Here is a 14522-nt window from a genome sequence, read left to right on the forward strand (position 1 = left end):
ATGGCACGATTTACCTTCAATCTGCCGGATATCGGCGAAGGCATCGCCGAGGCGGAGATCGTTGCCTGGCATGTGAAACCGGGCGACATGGTCGAGGAAGACGGCCGCCTGGCCGACATGATGACCGACAAGGCGACGGTCGAAATGGAAAGCCCGGTGGCGGGCAAGGTGCTGGAAGTCGCGGGCGAAGCCGGCGATGTGATTGCCATCGGCTCGCCTCTGGTCGTGCTCGAAGTGGAAGGCAGTGTGCCGGACGATGTGGCGGCACAGAACGAAGCCGCCGGCGATCAGGCGGAGCCTGCACCGGCTCCCGCACCTCCTCCCCCGCCTGAACCTGAAGAGGAACAGTCGCAGTCAGTCCAGCAGGTGGAGCCTGCACCGCCGCCACCCGCTCCGCCATCTTCCCCGGCCTTCACCGCGCCGCCGCAGGGAAGCCGGCCGCCGGGTGCGCCCAAGGTTCTGGCCAGCCCTGCCGTCCGCAAACGGGCGAAGGAGCTGGGCATCGATCTGTGCGAGGTGCGTCCGGCGCAGGATGGACGTGTGCGTCATGCCGATCTCGATGCTTTTCTCAGCTATGGCGCTTCGCGGGGATATGCCCCGGCTGGCGGCGCCCGGCCGGACGAAACGATCAAGGTGGTGGGCCTGCGGCGGCGCATTGCCGAAAACATGGCCGCCGCAAAGCGCAGCATTCCGCATTTCACCTATGTCGAGGAATGCGATGTTACCGAGCTGGAAAAGCTGCGGGCCGATCTGAACGCGAAACGCGCACACAAGGATGGGGACGAGCGGCCCAAGCTGACCATGCTGCCGCTGCTTATTGCCGCGATCTGCCGGGTGATACCGGATTTTCCGATGCTCAATGCCCGGTATGACGATGAAGCGAATGTCGTCACGCGCCATGGCGCGGTTCACATGGGCATGGCCACCATGACCGATTCGGGCCTGATGGTGCCAGTGATCCGCAATGCGCAGGGAATGAATCTGTGGCAGCTTGCTGCCGAGATTCTGCGCCTGTCCGAAGCTGCACGGACCGGCAAGGCCCGGTCGGAAGAGCTTTCCGGCTCCACCTTCACGCTGACTTCGCTGGGGCCGCTAGGCGGCATCGCCTCGACCCCGGTGATCAACAAGCCGGAAGTGGCGATTCTCGCGCCCAACCGGATCGTGGAGCGGCCCGTATTTGTGCCGGACGAGACAGGCGGCGAACGCATCGCCAAACGCAAGCTGATGAACCTGTCGATCAGCTGCGACCACCGCGTGGTGGATGGGTATGACGCGGCGGCTTTCGTGCAGGCAGTGAAGCGGTTGATCGAAACACCGGCCCTGATTCTGGCCGACTGACAATCCTTCAGAGCACGATAGCGCGATAGGTCAGGCTGCCAGGCCCCTTGCCGAGGGGCCAGCGTAGGTGCGTTATGCCCTGTGGCAGGAAACGGCCGTCCGCAAGGCGCTGCCAGCTTCGACCGCCATCTGTAGAAAATTCCATCCCTTCGCGACTCGCGCCGCGAAGGGATACGCCCTTCGGCACCGGGGTGGTGGTGGCGGTATATTCGCCATTTGCCGGCGCTTTCCATCGTAACACTTTCACGATGCGATCGCCGCTTGCCAGGCGTTCCGCCGGTTTCAGCTGCCGGACAATATCCGCCTTCCGTTCCACAAAGACGCTCGAATCGATCATCACGCGCGGTTCGGCATGGGCCACCGCAGGAGACAGCAAGGCGGCGAGGGCAATGATTCTGTTCATGCGTGGCCCCGATTGCGCGGCATGGTGCCGCCGGTGCCTTTTCGTTGCGCGATGAAGCCCAAAATATGGTTAATGCACAGACTTTCGGACAAGAGTGAAAAAGGGTGCAAAGAGCGAGTTGACAGCCCCGATCCGCTGGCCTAGTGGCGCGGCTCCCAAGCGGTGCAACGCCCAATTACGCGGGTGTAGCTCAGTTGGTTAGAGCGCCGGCCTGTCACGCCGGAGGTCGCGGGTTCGAGTCCCGTCACTCGCGCCACTTGGGATATTTTCCAATCAGTTACGTGAAAAAGCCCCCTGTTACAGGGGCGTAACGGATTGCGCGCACAGTGCCGCAATCGCCGGTGTTACATGGAAAGCGCCGGGATTATCCCCAGCGCCCGGTTTCCATCCAGATCAGGAATCGCCGCAGAGGCAGCAGCCAGGCGACGCCCAGCACCAGATAGATAATCGTCTGCAGCAGGACATGCGTCCGCTCTATCCATTGCGATGCCCACATCACGCCAAGGGCGTAGAGAGTCAGTCCGGCCAGCAAGGCAAGAATGCCGATCGGGATTCTCAGAGTCGGTTTCTCACGCATCGAAAGGCCCCAGAATGCGGCTGGGGGTGACGATGGCGCTCAGCGGGATGTCGTGGTCTTCCAACGGCAGTTCCTCAACCTCCTGCACGTCCCACGCCATGCCGATGGCGATCGTGGCTGGATGGGCGGCCAGCCAGCGATCGTAATATCCGCCGCCCTGGCCAAGCCGCTCGCCCCGTTCGGTAAAGCCGACAAGGGGCATGAAAAGAACTTCGGGTTCGACAATCGGTGCGTCCAGCCCCGGCTGGCGCAGGCCCATCGGCCCGTCTTCCAGATCGCTTTCCTCGAATGGATCGGTGTGTTTGCGAAACTCCATCGGGCGATCCAGCGTGGTCACGCGGGGAAGGGCGATGGGGTGGCCGTTTTCCATGAAGAATCTGGCATAGCTTGCCGCCGGAGCTTCGCCGGGTTCGGCGCGGTACAGGCCGATGGTCGCGCCTTCGGGGACCAGCCGCAGCAGCGGGGCGGGGGGGCGATGGAACACCAGTGCCCGCTCTTCGCGAGGGAGAGTCATGGCATAATGCCGCCGCCTGGCGCGCAGCTCGCTTCGAAGCTGCTTCTTGCGTTGGGAAATATCCGCAGTCATCCACCTGCTCCTCGACGTTCAATAAACCTGCCGCGTCGGGCCGGGTGAAGTGGCGGAACCACCATGGGTCGTTTGCCGGGAAATCCTCTGACGCCTCAACGTCAGGTGGGCGCCATATGCACCGACCCTCAGGACGAACCCGTGAGCCGGGCAGGGACAGCTCCCATGGATTGCTTATAGCCTCAGGGATATTCTCGAACGGCTCGTGCCGGGCAGTCCCGCCGCGGCCTATTTAGGAGCTTGGCCCGGCACCCTCAAGCCGAGAAGCGAGGCTTTCGAGTTTTTCGGCCAGGGCCACCAGCGGCGCGGCGTCAATTCCGCCCTGCGGCGCGGCGGCGTTCCTGAGTTCATGGATCTCGTCAGCCAGCAACAGGGCGGCGTAAAGCAATATGCGCGCCTCTGACTGGGCGGGCAGATTCGGGAGGCCGGAAACCTTGCCGTCGATCATGCGGCCCAGCGCGGCGATATGCGCTTCTTCGCCTTCTCCGCAGGCGACGGAAAGGCGTCTGCCGCCTATTTCCAGAGTGACATTGCTCATCGTTCGAGCGTCCCGATCAACCGGTCCAGATCGGCAAGCGCTGCCGAGGTTTCCGCCTTGAGCGCGGTGTATTTGCGCTCCAGCTCCGGATCGGCTGCGGGCCTGGCCTTAGCCTCGCTTGCCGCCTCGATCCGGCGGGCTGCCGCTTCGATCCGCTTCAGAGCATCCGAGATGCTTTCCTCCAACATGCCGACCATTTAGTGGAAATTCGCCGCATAAGCAAAAACTTGCCGCGTGAAGCTGTAAATATGGCTCTACTTGTCCAGCGCCGGTGCAGCTGGTTGCCGCAGCTTGACGGGAAGCCCGGCGGTCCCCCAAGGAGCGCGCAGCCGAATCGCGGCCAATAAGATCCAGCGACCTGATCCCGACCCGGAGAGCATAAATGACCGATTCCGCCCGTTTCGCACCAATGGCAAATGCGGTCCGTGCATTGGCGATGGATGCGGTTCAGGCGGCCAATTCCGGCCATCCGGGAATGCCGATGGGCATGGCTGATGTCGCCACTGTATTGTGGTCCGATTATCTGAAATTCGATCCCACGGCTCCGGCATGGCCCGATCGGGACCGTTTCGTCCTGTCGGCAGGCCACGGTTCCATGCTGATCTACGCGCTGCTGCATCTCAGCGGTTATGCGCGCCCGACTATGGATGACATCCGCAATTTCCGGCAGATGGGCAGCCCGTGCGCCGGCCATCCGGAAAACTTCCTGCTCGATGCGGTGGAAGCGACAACCGGCCCGCTTGGCCAGGGTCTGGCGATGTCGGTGGGCATGGCCATTGCGGAGCGGCACCTGAATGCCGAATTCGGCGACGATCTGGTGGATCACCGGACCTGGGTTATCGCCGGCGATGGTTGCCTGATGGAAGGCATCAACCACGAAGCCATCGGTCTGGCCGGCAATCTGAAGCTCGGCAATCTGATCGTGCTGTGGGACGACAATGATATCACGATTGACGGCAGCACGGATCTTTCCACCTGCGAGGATGTGAAGGCCCGCTATGCCGCCACCGGCTGGCATGTCGAAAGCTGCAACGGCCACAATCCCGACGATATCAAGCGTGCGATAGACGCCGCCATCGCGGATGATCGGCCTTCGCTCATCGCCTGCAAGACCGTGATCGGCAAGGGTGCGCCCAACATGCAGGGCACGTCCAAGACGCATGGTTCACCCTTGGGCGAGGACGAAGTGGCGCTGGCCCGCAAGACGCTGGGCTGGACTGCCGCTCCCTTTGAAGTGCCCGAGGATATCCTGGCCGACTGGCGGGCCACGGGCGAACGCGGCAAGCAGGCTCATGCCCAGTGGAAGGAACGCCATGCCGCGAGCGATCGCGCCGGCGAGTTTTCCGCCCGTATGGCCGGCAAGCTGCCCGAACTGGCCGACTGGGCCGAATACAAGGCGCAGCTCGCTTCGGAAGGTCCGAAGATGGCCACCCGCAAATCGAGCGAAGCGGCGCTTTCCGTGCTGACGCAGGCCGTGCCCGCACTGGTCGGCGGTTCGGCCGATCTCACCGGGTCAAACAACACCAAGACGCCGTCCACCACGCCGCTCACCGCCGAGGATTATGCCGGTCGCTATGTCTATTACGGCATTCGCGAATTCGGCATGGGCGCGGCGATGAACGGCATGGCGCTGCATGGCGGCATCATTCCCTATGGCGGCACCTTCCTGGTCTTCGCGGATTACTGCCGCCCGGCCATTCGCCTTTCCGCCTTGCAGCAGATCCCCGTCATCTATGTGATGACGCATGATTCCATCGGCCTGGGCGAAGATGGCCCGACGCATCAGCCGGTCGAACATATGCAGAGCTTGCGGACGATCCCCAATCTGCTCAATTTCCGTCCCGCCGATGCGCTGGAATGCGCGGAATGCTGGGAACTGGCGATTTCGCAGAAGGACCGCCCCTCGCTGCTGGCGCTGACACGGCAGAACCTGCCGGCGCTGCGCGGCGATGCCAGCGAAAACAAGTCCGCCCGCGGGGCATATCGCCTGCGCGATGCCAGTGGCCCGCGGCAGGTGATCCTGATCGCGACGGGTTCGGAAGTGTCGCTGGCGGTCGATGTGGCGGAAGCTCTGGAAAACCAGGGCATCGGCGCGGACGTGGTTTCCATGCCTTGCACGGAATTGTTCGACGAACAGCCTGAAAGCTATCGCGAGGACGTGCTGCCCAGCGATTCAGGCGTGCTGCGCGTTTCGATCGAGGCCGGCACGACCTTCGGCTGGGAACGCTATACGGCAGGCGGGCTGAGCATCGGTCTCGATCGCTTCGGCGCTTCCGCTCCGGCCGATCAATTGTTTGAACGCTTCGGCTTCACTGTCGATGCGATTGTTCCGAAAATCCTGGATAGACTGGGTAACTGAGGGAGTTTAACTCATGGCGACGAAGGTTTCGATCAACGGGTTCGGGCGTATTGGACGCCTTGTTGCCCGGGCGATTCTCGAACGCGACGATCACGATCTGGAACTCGTCGCTATCAACGATCTGGCCGATGCGAAGGCGAATGCGCTGCTCTTCGCCTATGATACGGTGCATGGCCGTTTCCCCGGCGAAGTGACCGCTGACGATGGCGCGATTATCGTGAACGGCAAGAAGATCGCCGTTACCAGCGAGCGTGATCCGGGTAATCTGCCGCATGGCGAGATGGGCGTGGACATCGTGCTGGAATGCACGGGCTTCTTCCAGTCGCATGATGCCGCCAAGCCGCATCTCGATGCCGGTGCCAAGCGCGTTCTGATTTCCGCCCCGGCCACCGGCGTTTCCGCCACGGTTGTCTATGGCGTGAACCATGACGTGCTGACCGCGGAAGACATCATCGTTTCCAATGCCAGCTGCACCACCAACTGCCTGGCGCCGGTTGCCAAGGTTCTGCAGGACACGGTCGGTATCGAGCGTGGCTTCATGACCACGATCCATTCCTATACCAATGACCAGCGCATGCTGGACCAGATCCACAAGGATCTGCGTCGCGCTCGCGCCGGTGCGGCCAACATGATCCCGACAACCACGGGTGCGGCCCGCGCTGTCGGCCTCGTCCTGCCAGAACTGAAGGGCAAGCTGGATGGCTCCTCCGTCCGCGTGCCGACGCCGAATGTCTCGCTGGTCGATCTGAGCTTCGTTCCCTCGCGCGATACGAGCGCGGAAGAACTGAACGCCGCGCTGAAGGCAGCGTCGGAAGGCCCGATGAAGGGCGTTCTGTCCTATACGGATCAGCCGCTGGTCAGCAGCGATTTCAACCACTTCCCGGCCAGTTCGACCGTGGACAGCCTCGAAACCTCGGTGATGGAAGGCAAGCTTGCCCGCGTCGTCTCCTGGTATGACAATGAATGGGGCTTCTCCAACCGGATGATCGACACTGCCGGTGTGATGGCGAGCTTCCTGTAAGGAAAGTGGCTTGAGCGGCACGCTCAGAGGGATTGCGCGCCACGACCGGCCAAAGGGGCCGATGGAGACGGTAGGTTCCGTTTTCGTCACCGCTTCGGCCGGCGTGGCGGGCGATCACCGCGGCGCGCTGGCTTCCATGAAGAAAGTGCCGAAAAGGCAGGTTTCGCTGATCGAAGCCGAAAGCTGGGCTGCGGCCCTGGCCGACATTCACGGTGATCTCGACTGGTGGAATTCCCGGCGCAACCTGCTTGTGTCGGGGCTGCGCATCCCGCGGGAAATTGGTACCAGGATCGCCATCGGCGGCACGCTTGTCATCGAAATAATGGACGAATGCGAACCATGCGAGCGTATGGAGGCGCTGCTTCCCGGCCTGCGCGCCGCGATGACGCCGGACTGGCGCGGCGGTTTCCTGGGCCGCGTGGTGAAAGACGGTGAGATCGCCGTCGGTGACGAAATAAGGATCCTGTGATGGCGAATTTCCGTACTCTCGACGATATTGGCGATGTCCGGGGCAAGGTTGTGCTGGTGCGTGTGGACCTGAACATGCCGATGTCCGGCGGATCGGTCACCGATCTCACGCGCGCCCGCGCAGTGGCGCCGACCGTGCTCGAACTCGCAGACGCCGGTGCGAAGGTCCTGCTGCTCGCGCATTTCGGCCGTCCGAAGGGCGAACGCAATTCGACCATGTCGTTGAGCCTGGTTCAGGGCGCCGCCGAGGAAGTCTTCGGGCGCGAAGTCATGTTCATCCCCGAGGTGGAAGGGCCCGTGGTCGCGCAATCGATCGGGATCCTGCAGGATGGGGATATCGGCCTGCTGGAAAACACCCGTTTCTGGCCGGGCGAGGAAAAGAACGATCCGGCTTTTGCCAGCGGCATTGCCGCGAATGCCGATATCTATGTGAATGATGCCTTCTCTGCGGCCCATCGCGCCCATGCCAGCACCGAAGGGCTGGCGCGGCTTTTACCCGCCTATGCGGGCCGCGCCATGCAGAAGGAACTGGAAGCTCTCGACGCGGCGCTGGGCAATCCGCGCAAACCAGTCGCGGCAGTGGTCGGCGGCGCGAAGGTTTCCACTAAGCTGGATGTGTTGCAGCATCTGGTGAGCAAGGTCGATCACCTTATTATCGGCGGCGGCATGGCCAATACCTTCCTCGCCGCCCGCGGGGTCGATGTAGGCAAATCGCTGTGCGAACATGATCTGACCGGCACGGCCGAAGCCATCATGGATGCCGCCGATGAAGCAGGGTGCACCGTCCACCTTCCTTATGACGTTGTCGTAGCGAAGGAATTTGCGGCCAATCCGCCGAGCGTGCGAACCTGCAATGTCCACGAAGTTGCCAATGACGAGATGATTCTCGATGTCGGTCCGCAGGCTGTGGAGGCGTTGGGCGACGTGCTCAAGACCTGCCATACGCTTGTCTGGAACGGCCCGCTTGGCGCCTTTGAAACGCCGCCCTTCGATGCGGCGACGGTCGCCCTGGCGAAGGTCGCCGCGGCGCTGACGAAGGAAGGCTCGCTTATCTCGGTCGCTGGCGGCGGCGATACCGTTGCGGCGCTGCATCATGCCGGCGTGGCGGATGATTTCAGCTATATTTCCACGGCAGGCGGTGCGTTCCTCGAATGGATGGAAGGCAAGGATCTGCCGGGCGTCGCCGCGCTTTCACGCTGAAACGCCTGCTCGCCGGGATAAATGTTCCGGCATCTGCCGTGCGACGAGCCGTTTTCTGCGTCGTCCGGTAAGCTTTGCCGTCCTGGCACGGCAGGACACATGCAGTTGCATGGGGCCTGACTGCTGGCTAAGCGAGGCGCGATTTCTGGTGCCGTCAGGGGAACAGCCGAATGAACAAGCAGGAAATGACCGCCACCATCGCCGAGGGAGACGGCTTCATCGCCGCGCTGGACCAGAGCGGTGGTTCCACGCCGAAAGCGTTGCGCGCCTATGGCGTCTCCGATGACGAGTGGGACGGCGAAGACGAGATGTATGGCAAGATCCATGAGATGCGTTGCCGGATCATCACTGCCCCCAGCTTCAGCGGCAAAAAGGTTGTCGGTGCGATCCTGTTCGAAAAGACCATGGACGGGATGGTGGACGGCAAGCCGGTTCCTGCCGCGCTGATCGAAAAGGGCGTGGTTCCCTTCATCAAAATCGACAAGGGGCTGGAGGACGAGGCTGACGGCGTACAGCTGATGAAGCCGATGCCGGAACTGGATGCGCTTCTGACCCGGGCAAGCGGGCTGGGCGTCTTCGGCACCAAGGAACGCTCCGTCATCAACAAGGCATCGGCCAGCGGTATCGCGGCAATTGTTGCGCAGCAGTTCGAAGTGGGCAAGCAGGTGATCGGTCATGGCATGATGCCGATCCTGGAGCCGGAATATTCGATCAAGGCGGAAGACCGCGCAGAGGGTGAAAAGATCCTTCGGGACGAGATCCTGAAGAATCTGGATGCTCTGCCCGATGGCCAGCAGGTCATGCTCAAACTGTCGATTCCCGTGGTGCCCAACACCTACAAGGCACTGGTTGACCATCCCAAAGTGCTGAAGGTCGTTGCGCTTTCCGGCGGCTACAGCCGGGATGAAGCCTGCGCCGAACTGGCGAAGAACGAAGGCATGATCGCCAGCTTCAGCCGTGCCCTGCTGGAAGAATTGCGTGCGCAGATGAGCGACGAGGAATTCGATGCGACGCTGGGCGAAGCAATCGACGCCATTCACGCGGCCAGCACGAAGAAGGTCGCCGCCTGATCGGTCCTGACCGGCTGCGGCCGGTCAGCCGTTCCTATTCTCCGCCCTCATAGGCGAAAAGATAGGCTTCGGCCGGTGTTTCCTGTCCCGCCTGCCTTCCCGGCAGGCCGGACACCAGGGTGATGGTGGTTCCGTGCGTTGCATGGGGCTCGCCAAGTGTCAGATCCTGCGTTTCGCGCCAGCCGGCACCGTCGATGCGGGTGGTGACAATGAGTTCCCCCGCGCGGATACAGCGCGCATTTTCGGGACATCGGCTGTCGGTCACGAGTTTCACGGGTGTCGCCACCAGGCGGCCAACATTCACCGGCTGGCCTAAGGGCACCAGTCCGCCTTCTGCGGGCGGCCCGTTCTCCACGATGGGGGCATCGGGCGTGTGTCCACAGGATGCGAGCAGGGCGAGGGCGGGAATCGCGAACAGCGCTTTCATGCACAGGAGATAAGCTCGGGCGGGCTTGCCCGCTACTGAACATATTGGCCTGCGCCGCGTGAGGCGATATGGCCGTGGCATGTCAGATTGTCAGCTCTACTTGATCTCGCCGCTGGATGTGGGTGGCGATTTTCCCGCCCGTCTCGAAAAAGCTCTGGATGCCGGCCCGGTCGCGGCCTTCCAGTTCCGGGTCAAGGATGTGGACCAGCACGAAGCGGCCAGGCTTGCCGAGCCCCTGCAGGCCATTTGTGCGGAACGGGACGTGGCCTTCATCGTCAATGACAGCATCTCGCTCGCCAAGCGATTGCGGGCAGACGGGGTCCATCTGGGTCAGGGTGATGGCGATGCGCGGGAAGCGCGCGAAATTCTCGGCAGGGAAGCCCAGATCGGCGTTACCTGTCATGCCAGCCGCCACCTTGCGATGGAGGCCGGAGACGCAGGGGCCGACTATGTTGCCTTCGGTTCGTTCTTCCCGAGCGGGACGAAGCAGAGCGAACACAGGGCTGAACCGGAATTGCTGACCTGGTGGCAAGGTCTGTTTGAAATTCCCTGCGTTGCGATTGGCGGAATCACGCCGGAAAATTGCGGCCCTCTGGTGGAAGCTGGGGCCGATTTCCTGGCTGTTTCGGGCGCGGTCTGGAACGGCGATGAAGCCGCCGCCGTGCGCGCCTTTGCGGCCCGCCTATAGGGTTCAGCGCGATTTGCGGATGCAGCGGATCCGGCCGGGCTTGCCATCTTCCATCTTGCGCAGGAAACTGGCCGAAATCACCGCGTAACGATCACCCTTGTGCGGCCCGCTGGTCATTACCAGTTCGTCCCCGCGGCGAAGATATGTGCCATGTCCGTTATCGGTGGTGTAACGCGATGCACTTTTGATCGTGAAGCCCTGACCTTCAAGAATCCGGCCGCGCGGACCGTTGGCGTCACCCGGCAATTCGCACACATATGTGCCGCGTTCGACCGTACCGATCGGGCCTTCGGCGCCGGCGGGCATGGCGAGCCCGGCCGCAAGAGCAGCCGAAACGAGGGAAAGAATAAGGCGATGCTTCATGCTGGCTCTCTAGCGCGTGCGCGCTTGCATTGCCATGAACGCAAGCAACGGCTAGTGCGCGCGCACATTTCCCGCATACCAAGGTAATGGCGATGAAGATCAGCGGCGTGGACATCCGTCCCGGCAACATAATCGAATATGAAGGCGGCATCTGGAAAGTCGCCAAGATCCAGCACACACAGCCCGGCAAGGGCGGTGCCTACATGCAGGTCGAAATGAAGAACCTGCAGGATGGCCGCAAGACCAATGTCCGCTTCCGCAGCGCCGACACGGTCGAAAAGGTGCGGCTCGACACCAAGGATTTCCAGTATCTCTATGCCGAAGAAGACATGCTCGTCTTCATGGACAAGGATACTTACGAACAGATCATGCTGCCGTCCGATCTGCTGGGCGATGCGGCCGCTTTCCTGCAAGACGGCATGGAAGTGATGCTGGAACTGTGGGAAGAAAAACCGATCAGCGTCCAGTTGCCCGAACAGGTCGAAGCCACGATCGTGGAAGCGGATGCAGTGGTGAAGGGGCAGACCGCTTCTTCCAGCTACAAGCCGGCCGTGCTCGAAAATGGCGTCCGCGTGATGGTGCCGCCCCATATCGAGAGCGGAACGCGCATCGTGGTCGACGTGTATGATCGCACCTATGTCGGCAAGGCGGGCTGAGAACCACGATGGCAGCCATTTCAGGTCTCATTCGCGTAATGGAAAAGGCCGCGCGCAAGGCGGGCGGCAAGTTGCGGCGCGATTTCGGTGAGGTCGAGCATCTCCAGGTGAGCCACAAGGGGCCATCCGATTTCGTGTCCAAGGCCGATCGTCAGGCCGAACGCACGATCTGGGACGAATTGCGCGCCGCGCGCCCGGATTGGGGATTCGTGCTGGAAGAAGGCGGTGTGATCGAAGGCGATCCCACCAAGCCGCGCTGGATCATCGACCCGCTCGACGGTACCAGCAACTTCCTCCACGGTATCCCGCATTTCGCGATCTCCATCGCCGCGCAGGAACCGAAGCTGGATGGATCGGGCTGGGGCGATGTCGTCGCCGGAGTGATCTATCAGCCGATTACCGACGAGACGTTCTGGGCGGAAAAGAGCCGCGGGGCCTGGCTGCATGACGGGCGTCTGCGCGTTTCGGGCCGACGCCAGCTTTCCGAATCGCTGATCGCCACCGGCACGCCCTATCAGGGGCATGGCGATTTCGGTGAATGGGCCAGGATCTTCGGTGCGGTCGGTCCGCAAGTGGCGGGAATCCGCCGGTTCGGCGCGGCTTCCCTCGACCTCGCCTGGCTCGCCGCCGGGCGTTTCGATGGTTTCTGGGAAAGCGACCTGTCGGATTGGGATACGGCTGCCGGCTGCCTGCTCGTGCGCGAAGCGGGCGGCTTCGTGACCGACTATCGCGGCCGTTCACACCCGATCTGTTCCGAACAGATCGTGGCCGGGAATGACCAGCTTCATTCCCGCTTGCACAAGCTGGTGGCCGGCGCGCTTAAATAACAGCGCCGGGTACTATTGCTTGAATGCGCCGTCAGGCCCGGCTAATCGCGGCTGATGACGGGAGCCCCTGTGGCGGAATCGGTAGACGCGCTCGACTCAAAATCGAGTTTCTTCGCGAAGTGCCAGTTCGAGTCTGGCCAGGGGCACCAGCTTTTCCCGCATGAAACGGGAACCCGCCGTCAATGTATGTGATCGAAACGCCAACCCCCCATGCGATCGCCGCCATGGCGGTGACGCTGGCGATGTTCATCGCCTTTGCACGCGGCAAATTGTCGACCGAGATCGTCTCTCTGATGACGATCGCCGTGATCGCGGTTGGGCTTTATTTCTTTCCCTTACCGCATACCGGGCCGACAGATGGGCTGCAGCTCGCCTTTTCCGGTTTCGGCCATTACGCGCTGATCACCATCTGCTCGTTGATGATCATGGGCCGGGGGCTTGTGGTTACCGGCGCGCTGGAACCGGCGGCCCGATTCCTGGAACAAGTGTTCAAGGTCAATCTCCAGCTTGGGCTGCTTGTATCCCTGTTGCTGGCATTCTGCCTGTCGATGATGGTCAACGATACGCCGGTTCTGGTGCTGTTGCTGCCGATCTTCGTGGCGCTGGCTGAACGCGGCGCCATGCCCGCATCCAAGACGCTGATCCCGCTGAATGCCGCGGTTCTGATCGGCGGCATGGCCACCACTATCGGCACGTCGACTAATCTGCTGGTCGTTTCAATCGCCCGCGATCTGGGCATGCCGCAGATGAATGTGTTCCACTATACGCCGATCGTGCTTGCGGCGGCCGTGGTGGCGCTGCCCTATCTCTGGCTTGTCATGCCCCGCTTGCTGAAGGACAACCGATCGGGTGTCACGCGTGCGAGGCGCCGTTTCGTCACGCGGCTGCGTGTGCCGGCGGGCAGCGATCTTGTCGGCCGCCATTTCGATGAAGTGGTGGAGCGGCTACCCAATGATTTCCGCTTCGAACAACGTCCCAACGGCGTGTTCGAAGCCGGCCAGCGCCTGACCGTTTCCGGCACGCATGAGGCGCTTGAAGAGGCTATACGCGTATTGCGCGGCCAGATTGCGCCGGGCTGGGTGGTGGACAAGATCCACCGGGATGCCTCTGTCCGGCATGACGATGTCCATGTCATCGAAATGGTGGTGACCACGGATTCGCGGATCCAGGGGCGGACCCTGGCGACATCGGGCATTGCCGATCTTTATGGCGTTGCCGTGCTGGGCATTCACAAGCCCGACCGTCTGATGAAGACCGGGCCGGACGATCCGCGCGGCGATATCAGGCTGGAAGAAGGCGACGTGCTGCTCGTCATGGGCCGGGCGGCCAATCTTGAAGATTTCGCCAATACGGATGGGCTGCTCCAGCTCGAAGGCGCCAAGGTTATGCCGCGCCGTTCCCGCGCGCTTCTGGCTGGTGCAATCATGTTCGGTTCGATTGCGCTGGCCTCTGCCGGATTATTGCCAATTGCGATTTCGGCGCTGGCTGGCGCCATACTGATGTTCATCACCGGCTGCGTGAAATTTGACCGTGTGGGCCGGGCACTTTCCGGGCGGGTCATCGTGCTGGTTGCGGCCAGTATCGCAGTGGGGCGCATCATCCTGGAAAGCGGTGCGGCTGGCTGGCTGGGGGAGGTCATGGCTTCCGGCTTGCAACATCTTCCGCCGGCGGCCGTGCTGGCGGCGATCATGCTTTTCGTGACCCTGCTGACCAATTTCGCCTCCAATGCCACGGCGGCCACGGTGGGCACGCCGATTGCCTTCGCCATTGCGGACCAATTGGGCCTCCCGCGCGAACCTTTGATCCTGGCCGTGCTGTTCGGCTGCAATCTCTGCTACGCCACGCCCATCGCCTATCAGACGAACATGCTGATCATGGCGGAAGGTAATTACAGCTTCGGCGATTATCTGCGCACCGGGGTACCGCTGGTCCTGATCATGACGGCAACGCTCAGCGGATTGCTGGTTCTCACCTACGGCATGTAGCCGGGCGAAAACGCGG

Annotated in this window: 17 protein-coding genes and 2 tRNA genes; 12 read left to right on the forward strand and 7 right to left on the reverse strand. The window is 62.3% G+C overall.

Annotated elements, in window-relative coordinates; genetic code table 11:
* A complete protein-coding gene (locus tag WYH_RS01710) occupies positions 1–1338 on the forward strand; it encodes a dihydrolipoamide acetyltransferase family protein (RefSeq protein ID WP_046902448.1) in 1338 nt (445 codons plus the stop codon).
* Between the two features lie 7 nt (positions 1339–1345).
* Here the strand turns inward: WYH_RS01710 and WYH_RS01715 are convergent, their stop codons facing one another.
* Positions 1346–1741, reverse strand: a complete 396-nt coding sequence (locus WYH_RS01715) for a hypothetical protein (protein ID WP_046902449.1) — start codon at positions 1739–1741, stop codon at positions 1346–1348.
* A 179-nt stretch (positions 1742–1920) separates the two neighbouring features.
* Between WYH_RS01715 and WYH_RS01720 the strand changes: the two genes are divergently transcribed.
* Positions 1921–1997: transfer RNA gene (locus tag WYH_RS01720), tRNA-Asp, on the forward strand.
* A 108-nt stretch (positions 1998–2105) separates the two neighbouring features.
* Here WYH_RS01720 and WYH_RS01725 read toward each other — a convergent pair.
* The 4 genes from WYH_RS01725 to WYH_RS01740 all read right to left on the reverse strand — a co-directional run bounded on the left by WYH_RS01725 (position 2106) and on the right by WYH_RS01740 (position 3639).
* The gene (locus tag WYH_RS01725; RefSeq protein ID WP_046902450.1) at positions 2106–2318 is read right to left on the reverse strand and encodes a DUF2842 domain-containing protein; all 213 of its coding nucleotides are present in this window, start codon (positions 2316–2318) and stop codon (positions 2106–2108) included.
* On the reverse strand, positions 2311–2904 hold the full coding sequence (locus tag WYH_RS01730) for a 5-formyltetrahydrofolate cyclo-ligase (protein ID WP_046902451.1): 594 nt from the start codon (positions 2902–2904) through the stop codon (positions 2311–2313). Before WYH_RS01730 ends, WYH_RS01725 begins: the two co-directional genes overlap by 8 nt.
* A gap of 232 nt (positions 2905–3136) precedes the next feature.
* Positions 3137–3442, reverse strand: coding sequence for a cell division protein ZapA (locus WYH_RS01735; RefSeq protein WP_046902452.1), 306 nt, complete (start codon positions 3440–3442; stop codon positions 3137–3139).
* A complete protein-coding gene (locus WYH_RS01740; protein ID WP_046902453.1) occupies positions 3439–3639 on the reverse strand; it encodes a hypothetical protein in 201 nt (66 codons plus the stop codon). The genes WYH_RS01735 and WYH_RS01740 overlap by 4 nt, the downstream gene beginning before the upstream one ends.
* Before the next feature lie 185 nt (positions 3640–3824).
* Between WYH_RS01740 and tkt the strand changes: the two genes are divergently transcribed.
* From tkt to WYH_RS01765, 5 genes are all read left to right on the forward strand, one after another.
* Positions 3825–5801: a transketolase gene (tkt, locus tag WYH_RS01745; RefSeq protein WP_046902454.1), complete on the forward strand. Its 1977-nt coding sequence runs from the start codon at positions 3825–3827 to the stop codon at positions 5799–5801.
* Between the two features lie 13 nt (positions 5802–5814).
* Complete coding sequence (gene gap / locus WYH_RS01750; RefSeq protein WP_046902455.1) at positions 5815–6822, forward strand: type I glyceraldehyde-3-phosphate dehydrogenase; 1008 nt, start codon at positions 5815–5817, stop codon at positions 6820–6822.
* Positions 6823–6832: 10 nt separating this feature from the next.
* Complete coding sequence (locus tag WYH_RS01755; protein ID WP_046902456.1) at positions 6833–7291, forward strand: MOSC domain-containing protein; 459 nt, start codon at positions 6833–6835, stop codon at positions 7289–7291.
* Positions 7291–8490, forward strand: a complete 1200-nt coding sequence (locus WYH_RS01760) for a phosphoglycerate kinase (protein WP_046902457.1) — start codon at positions 7291–7293, stop codon at positions 8488–8490. The genes WYH_RS01755 and WYH_RS01760 overlap by 1 nt, the downstream gene beginning before the upstream one ends.
* Before the next feature lie 170 nt (positions 8491–8660).
* Entirely contained in the window at positions 8661–9560 is a 900-nt protein-coding gene (locus tag WYH_RS01765) for a fructose bisphosphate aldolase (protein ID WP_046902458.1), read from the forward strand.
* 34 nt (positions 9561–9594) lie between these two features.
* Here the strand turns inward: WYH_RS01765 and WYH_RS01770 are convergent, their stop codons facing one another.
* The gene (locus WYH_RS01770; RefSeq protein WP_046902459.1) at positions 9595–9987 is read right to left on the reverse strand and encodes a hypothetical protein; all 393 of its coding nucleotides are present in this window, start codon (positions 9985–9987) and stop codon (positions 9595–9597) included.
* A gap of 79 nt (positions 9988–10066) precedes the next feature.
* Here WYH_RS01770 and thiE point away from each other — a divergent pair, with 79 nt between their 5' ends.
* A complete protein-coding gene (gene thiE / locus WYH_RS01775; RefSeq protein WP_046902460.1) occupies positions 10067–10675 on the forward strand; it encodes a thiamine phosphate synthase in 609 nt (202 codons plus the stop codon).
* Between the two features lie 3 nt (positions 10676–10678).
* On the opposite strand, the gene WYH_RS01780 is transcribed toward thiE, so the two are convergent.
* Positions 10679–11038, reverse strand: coding sequence for a hypothetical protein (locus WYH_RS01780; protein ID WP_053833346.1), 360 nt, complete (start codon positions 11036–11038; stop codon positions 10679–10681).
* A 92-nt stretch (positions 11039–11130) separates the two neighbouring features.
* Between WYH_RS01780 and efp the strand changes: the two genes are divergently transcribed.
* The 4 genes from efp to WYH_RS01800 all read left to right on the forward strand — a co-directional run bounded on the left by efp (position 11131) and on the right by WYH_RS01800 (position 14506).
* Positions 11131–11694 carry an elongation factor P gene (efp, locus tag WYH_RS01785; protein WP_046904711.1) on the forward strand — a complete coding sequence of 188 codons (564 nt, stop codon included), beginning with the start codon at positions 11131–11133 and terminating at the stop codon, positions 11692–11694.
* A gap of 8 nt (positions 11695–11702) precedes the next feature.
* Positions 11703–12521 (forward strand): inositol monophosphatase family protein, encoded by an 819-nt coding sequence (locus tag WYH_RS01790; protein ID WP_046902461.1) that lies wholly within the window; start codon positions 11703–11705, stop codon positions 12519–12521.
* Positions 12522–12584: 63 nt separating this feature from the next.
* Positions 12585–12670 (forward strand) — tRNA-Leu (locus WYH_RS01795).
* Between the two features lie 33 nt (positions 12671–12703).
* Positions 12704–14506 (forward strand): SLC13 family permease, encoded by a 1803-nt coding sequence (locus WYH_RS01800; RefSeq protein ID WP_046902462.1) that lies wholly within the window; start codon positions 12704–12706, stop codon positions 14504–14506.
* The last annotated feature ends 16 nt before the right edge of the window (positions 14507–14522 follow it).

It is taken from the genome of Croceibacterium atlanticum (assembly GCF_001008165.2).
Lineage (GTDB): Bacteria > Pseudomonadota > Alphaproteobacteria > Sphingomonadales > Sphingomonadaceae > Croceibacterium_C > Croceibacterium_C atlanticum.

What these genes read in the sequence shown, in the direction of transcription:
- WYH_RS01710 (WP_046902448.1), top strand. Translation starts at nt 1, where the DNA reads ATGGCACGATTTACCTTCAATCTGCCGGATATCGGCGAAGGCATCGCC.
- WYH_RS01715 (WP_046902449.1), bottom strand. Translation starts at nt 1,741, where the DNA reads ATGAACAGAATCATTGCCCTCGCCGCCTTGCTGTCTCCTGCGGTGGCC.
- WYH_RS01725 (WP_046902450.1), bottom strand. Translation starts at nt 2,318, where the DNA reads ATGCGTGAGAAACCGACTCTGAGAATCCCGATCGGCATTCTTGCCTTG.
- WYH_RS01730 (WP_046902451.1), bottom strand. Translation starts at nt 2,904, where the DNA reads ATGACTGCGGATATTTCCCAACGCAAGAAGCAGCTTCGAAGCGAGCTG.
- WYH_RS01735 (WP_046902452.1), bottom strand. Translation starts at nt 3,442, where the DNA reads ATGAGCAATGTCACTCTGGAAATAGGCGGCAGACGCCTTTCCGTCGCC.
- WYH_RS01740 (WP_046902453.1), bottom strand. Translation starts at nt 3,639, where the DNA reads ATGGTCGGCATGTTGGAGGAAAGCATCTCGGATGCTCTGAAGCGGATC.
- tkt (WP_046902454.1), top strand. Translation starts at nt 3,825, where the DNA reads ATGACCGATTCCGCCCGTTTCGCACCAATGGCAAATGCGGTCCGTGCA.
- gap (WP_046902455.1), top strand. Translation starts at nt 5,815, where the DNA reads ATGGCGACGAAGGTTTCGATCAACGGGTTCGGGCGTATTGGACGCCTT.
- WYH_RS01760 (WP_046902457.1), top strand. Translation starts at nt 7,291, where the DNA reads ATGGCGAATTTCCGTACTCTCGACGATATTGGCGATGTCCGGGGCAAG.
- WYH_RS01765 (WP_046902458.1), top strand. Translation starts at nt 8,661, where the DNA reads ATGAACAAGCAGGAAATGACCGCCACCATCGCCGAGGGAGACGGCTTC.
- WYH_RS01770 (WP_046902459.1), bottom strand. Translation starts at nt 9,987, where the DNA reads ATGAAAGCGCTGTTCGCGATTCCCGCCCTCGCCCTGCTCGCATCCTGT.
- thiE (WP_046902460.1), top strand. Translation starts at nt 10,067, where the DNA reads ATGTCAGATTGTCAGCTCTACTTGATCTCGCCGCTGGATGTGGGTGGC.
- WYH_RS01780 (WP_053833346.1), bottom strand. Translation starts at nt 11,038, where the DNA reads ATGAAGCATCGCCTTATTCTTTCCCTCGTTTCGGCTGCTCTTGCGGCC.
- efp (WP_046904711.1), top strand. Translation starts at nt 11,131, where the DNA reads ATGAAGATCAGCGGCGTGGACATCCGTCCCGGCAACATAATCGAATAT.
- WYH_RS01790 (WP_046902461.1), top strand. Translation starts at nt 11,703, where the DNA reads ATGGCAGCCATTTCAGGTCTCATTCGCGTAATGGAAAAGGCCGCGCGC.
- WYH_RS01800 (WP_046902462.1), top strand. Translation starts at nt 12,704, where the DNA reads ATGTATGTGATCGAAACGCCAACCCCCCATGCGATCGCCGCCATGGCG.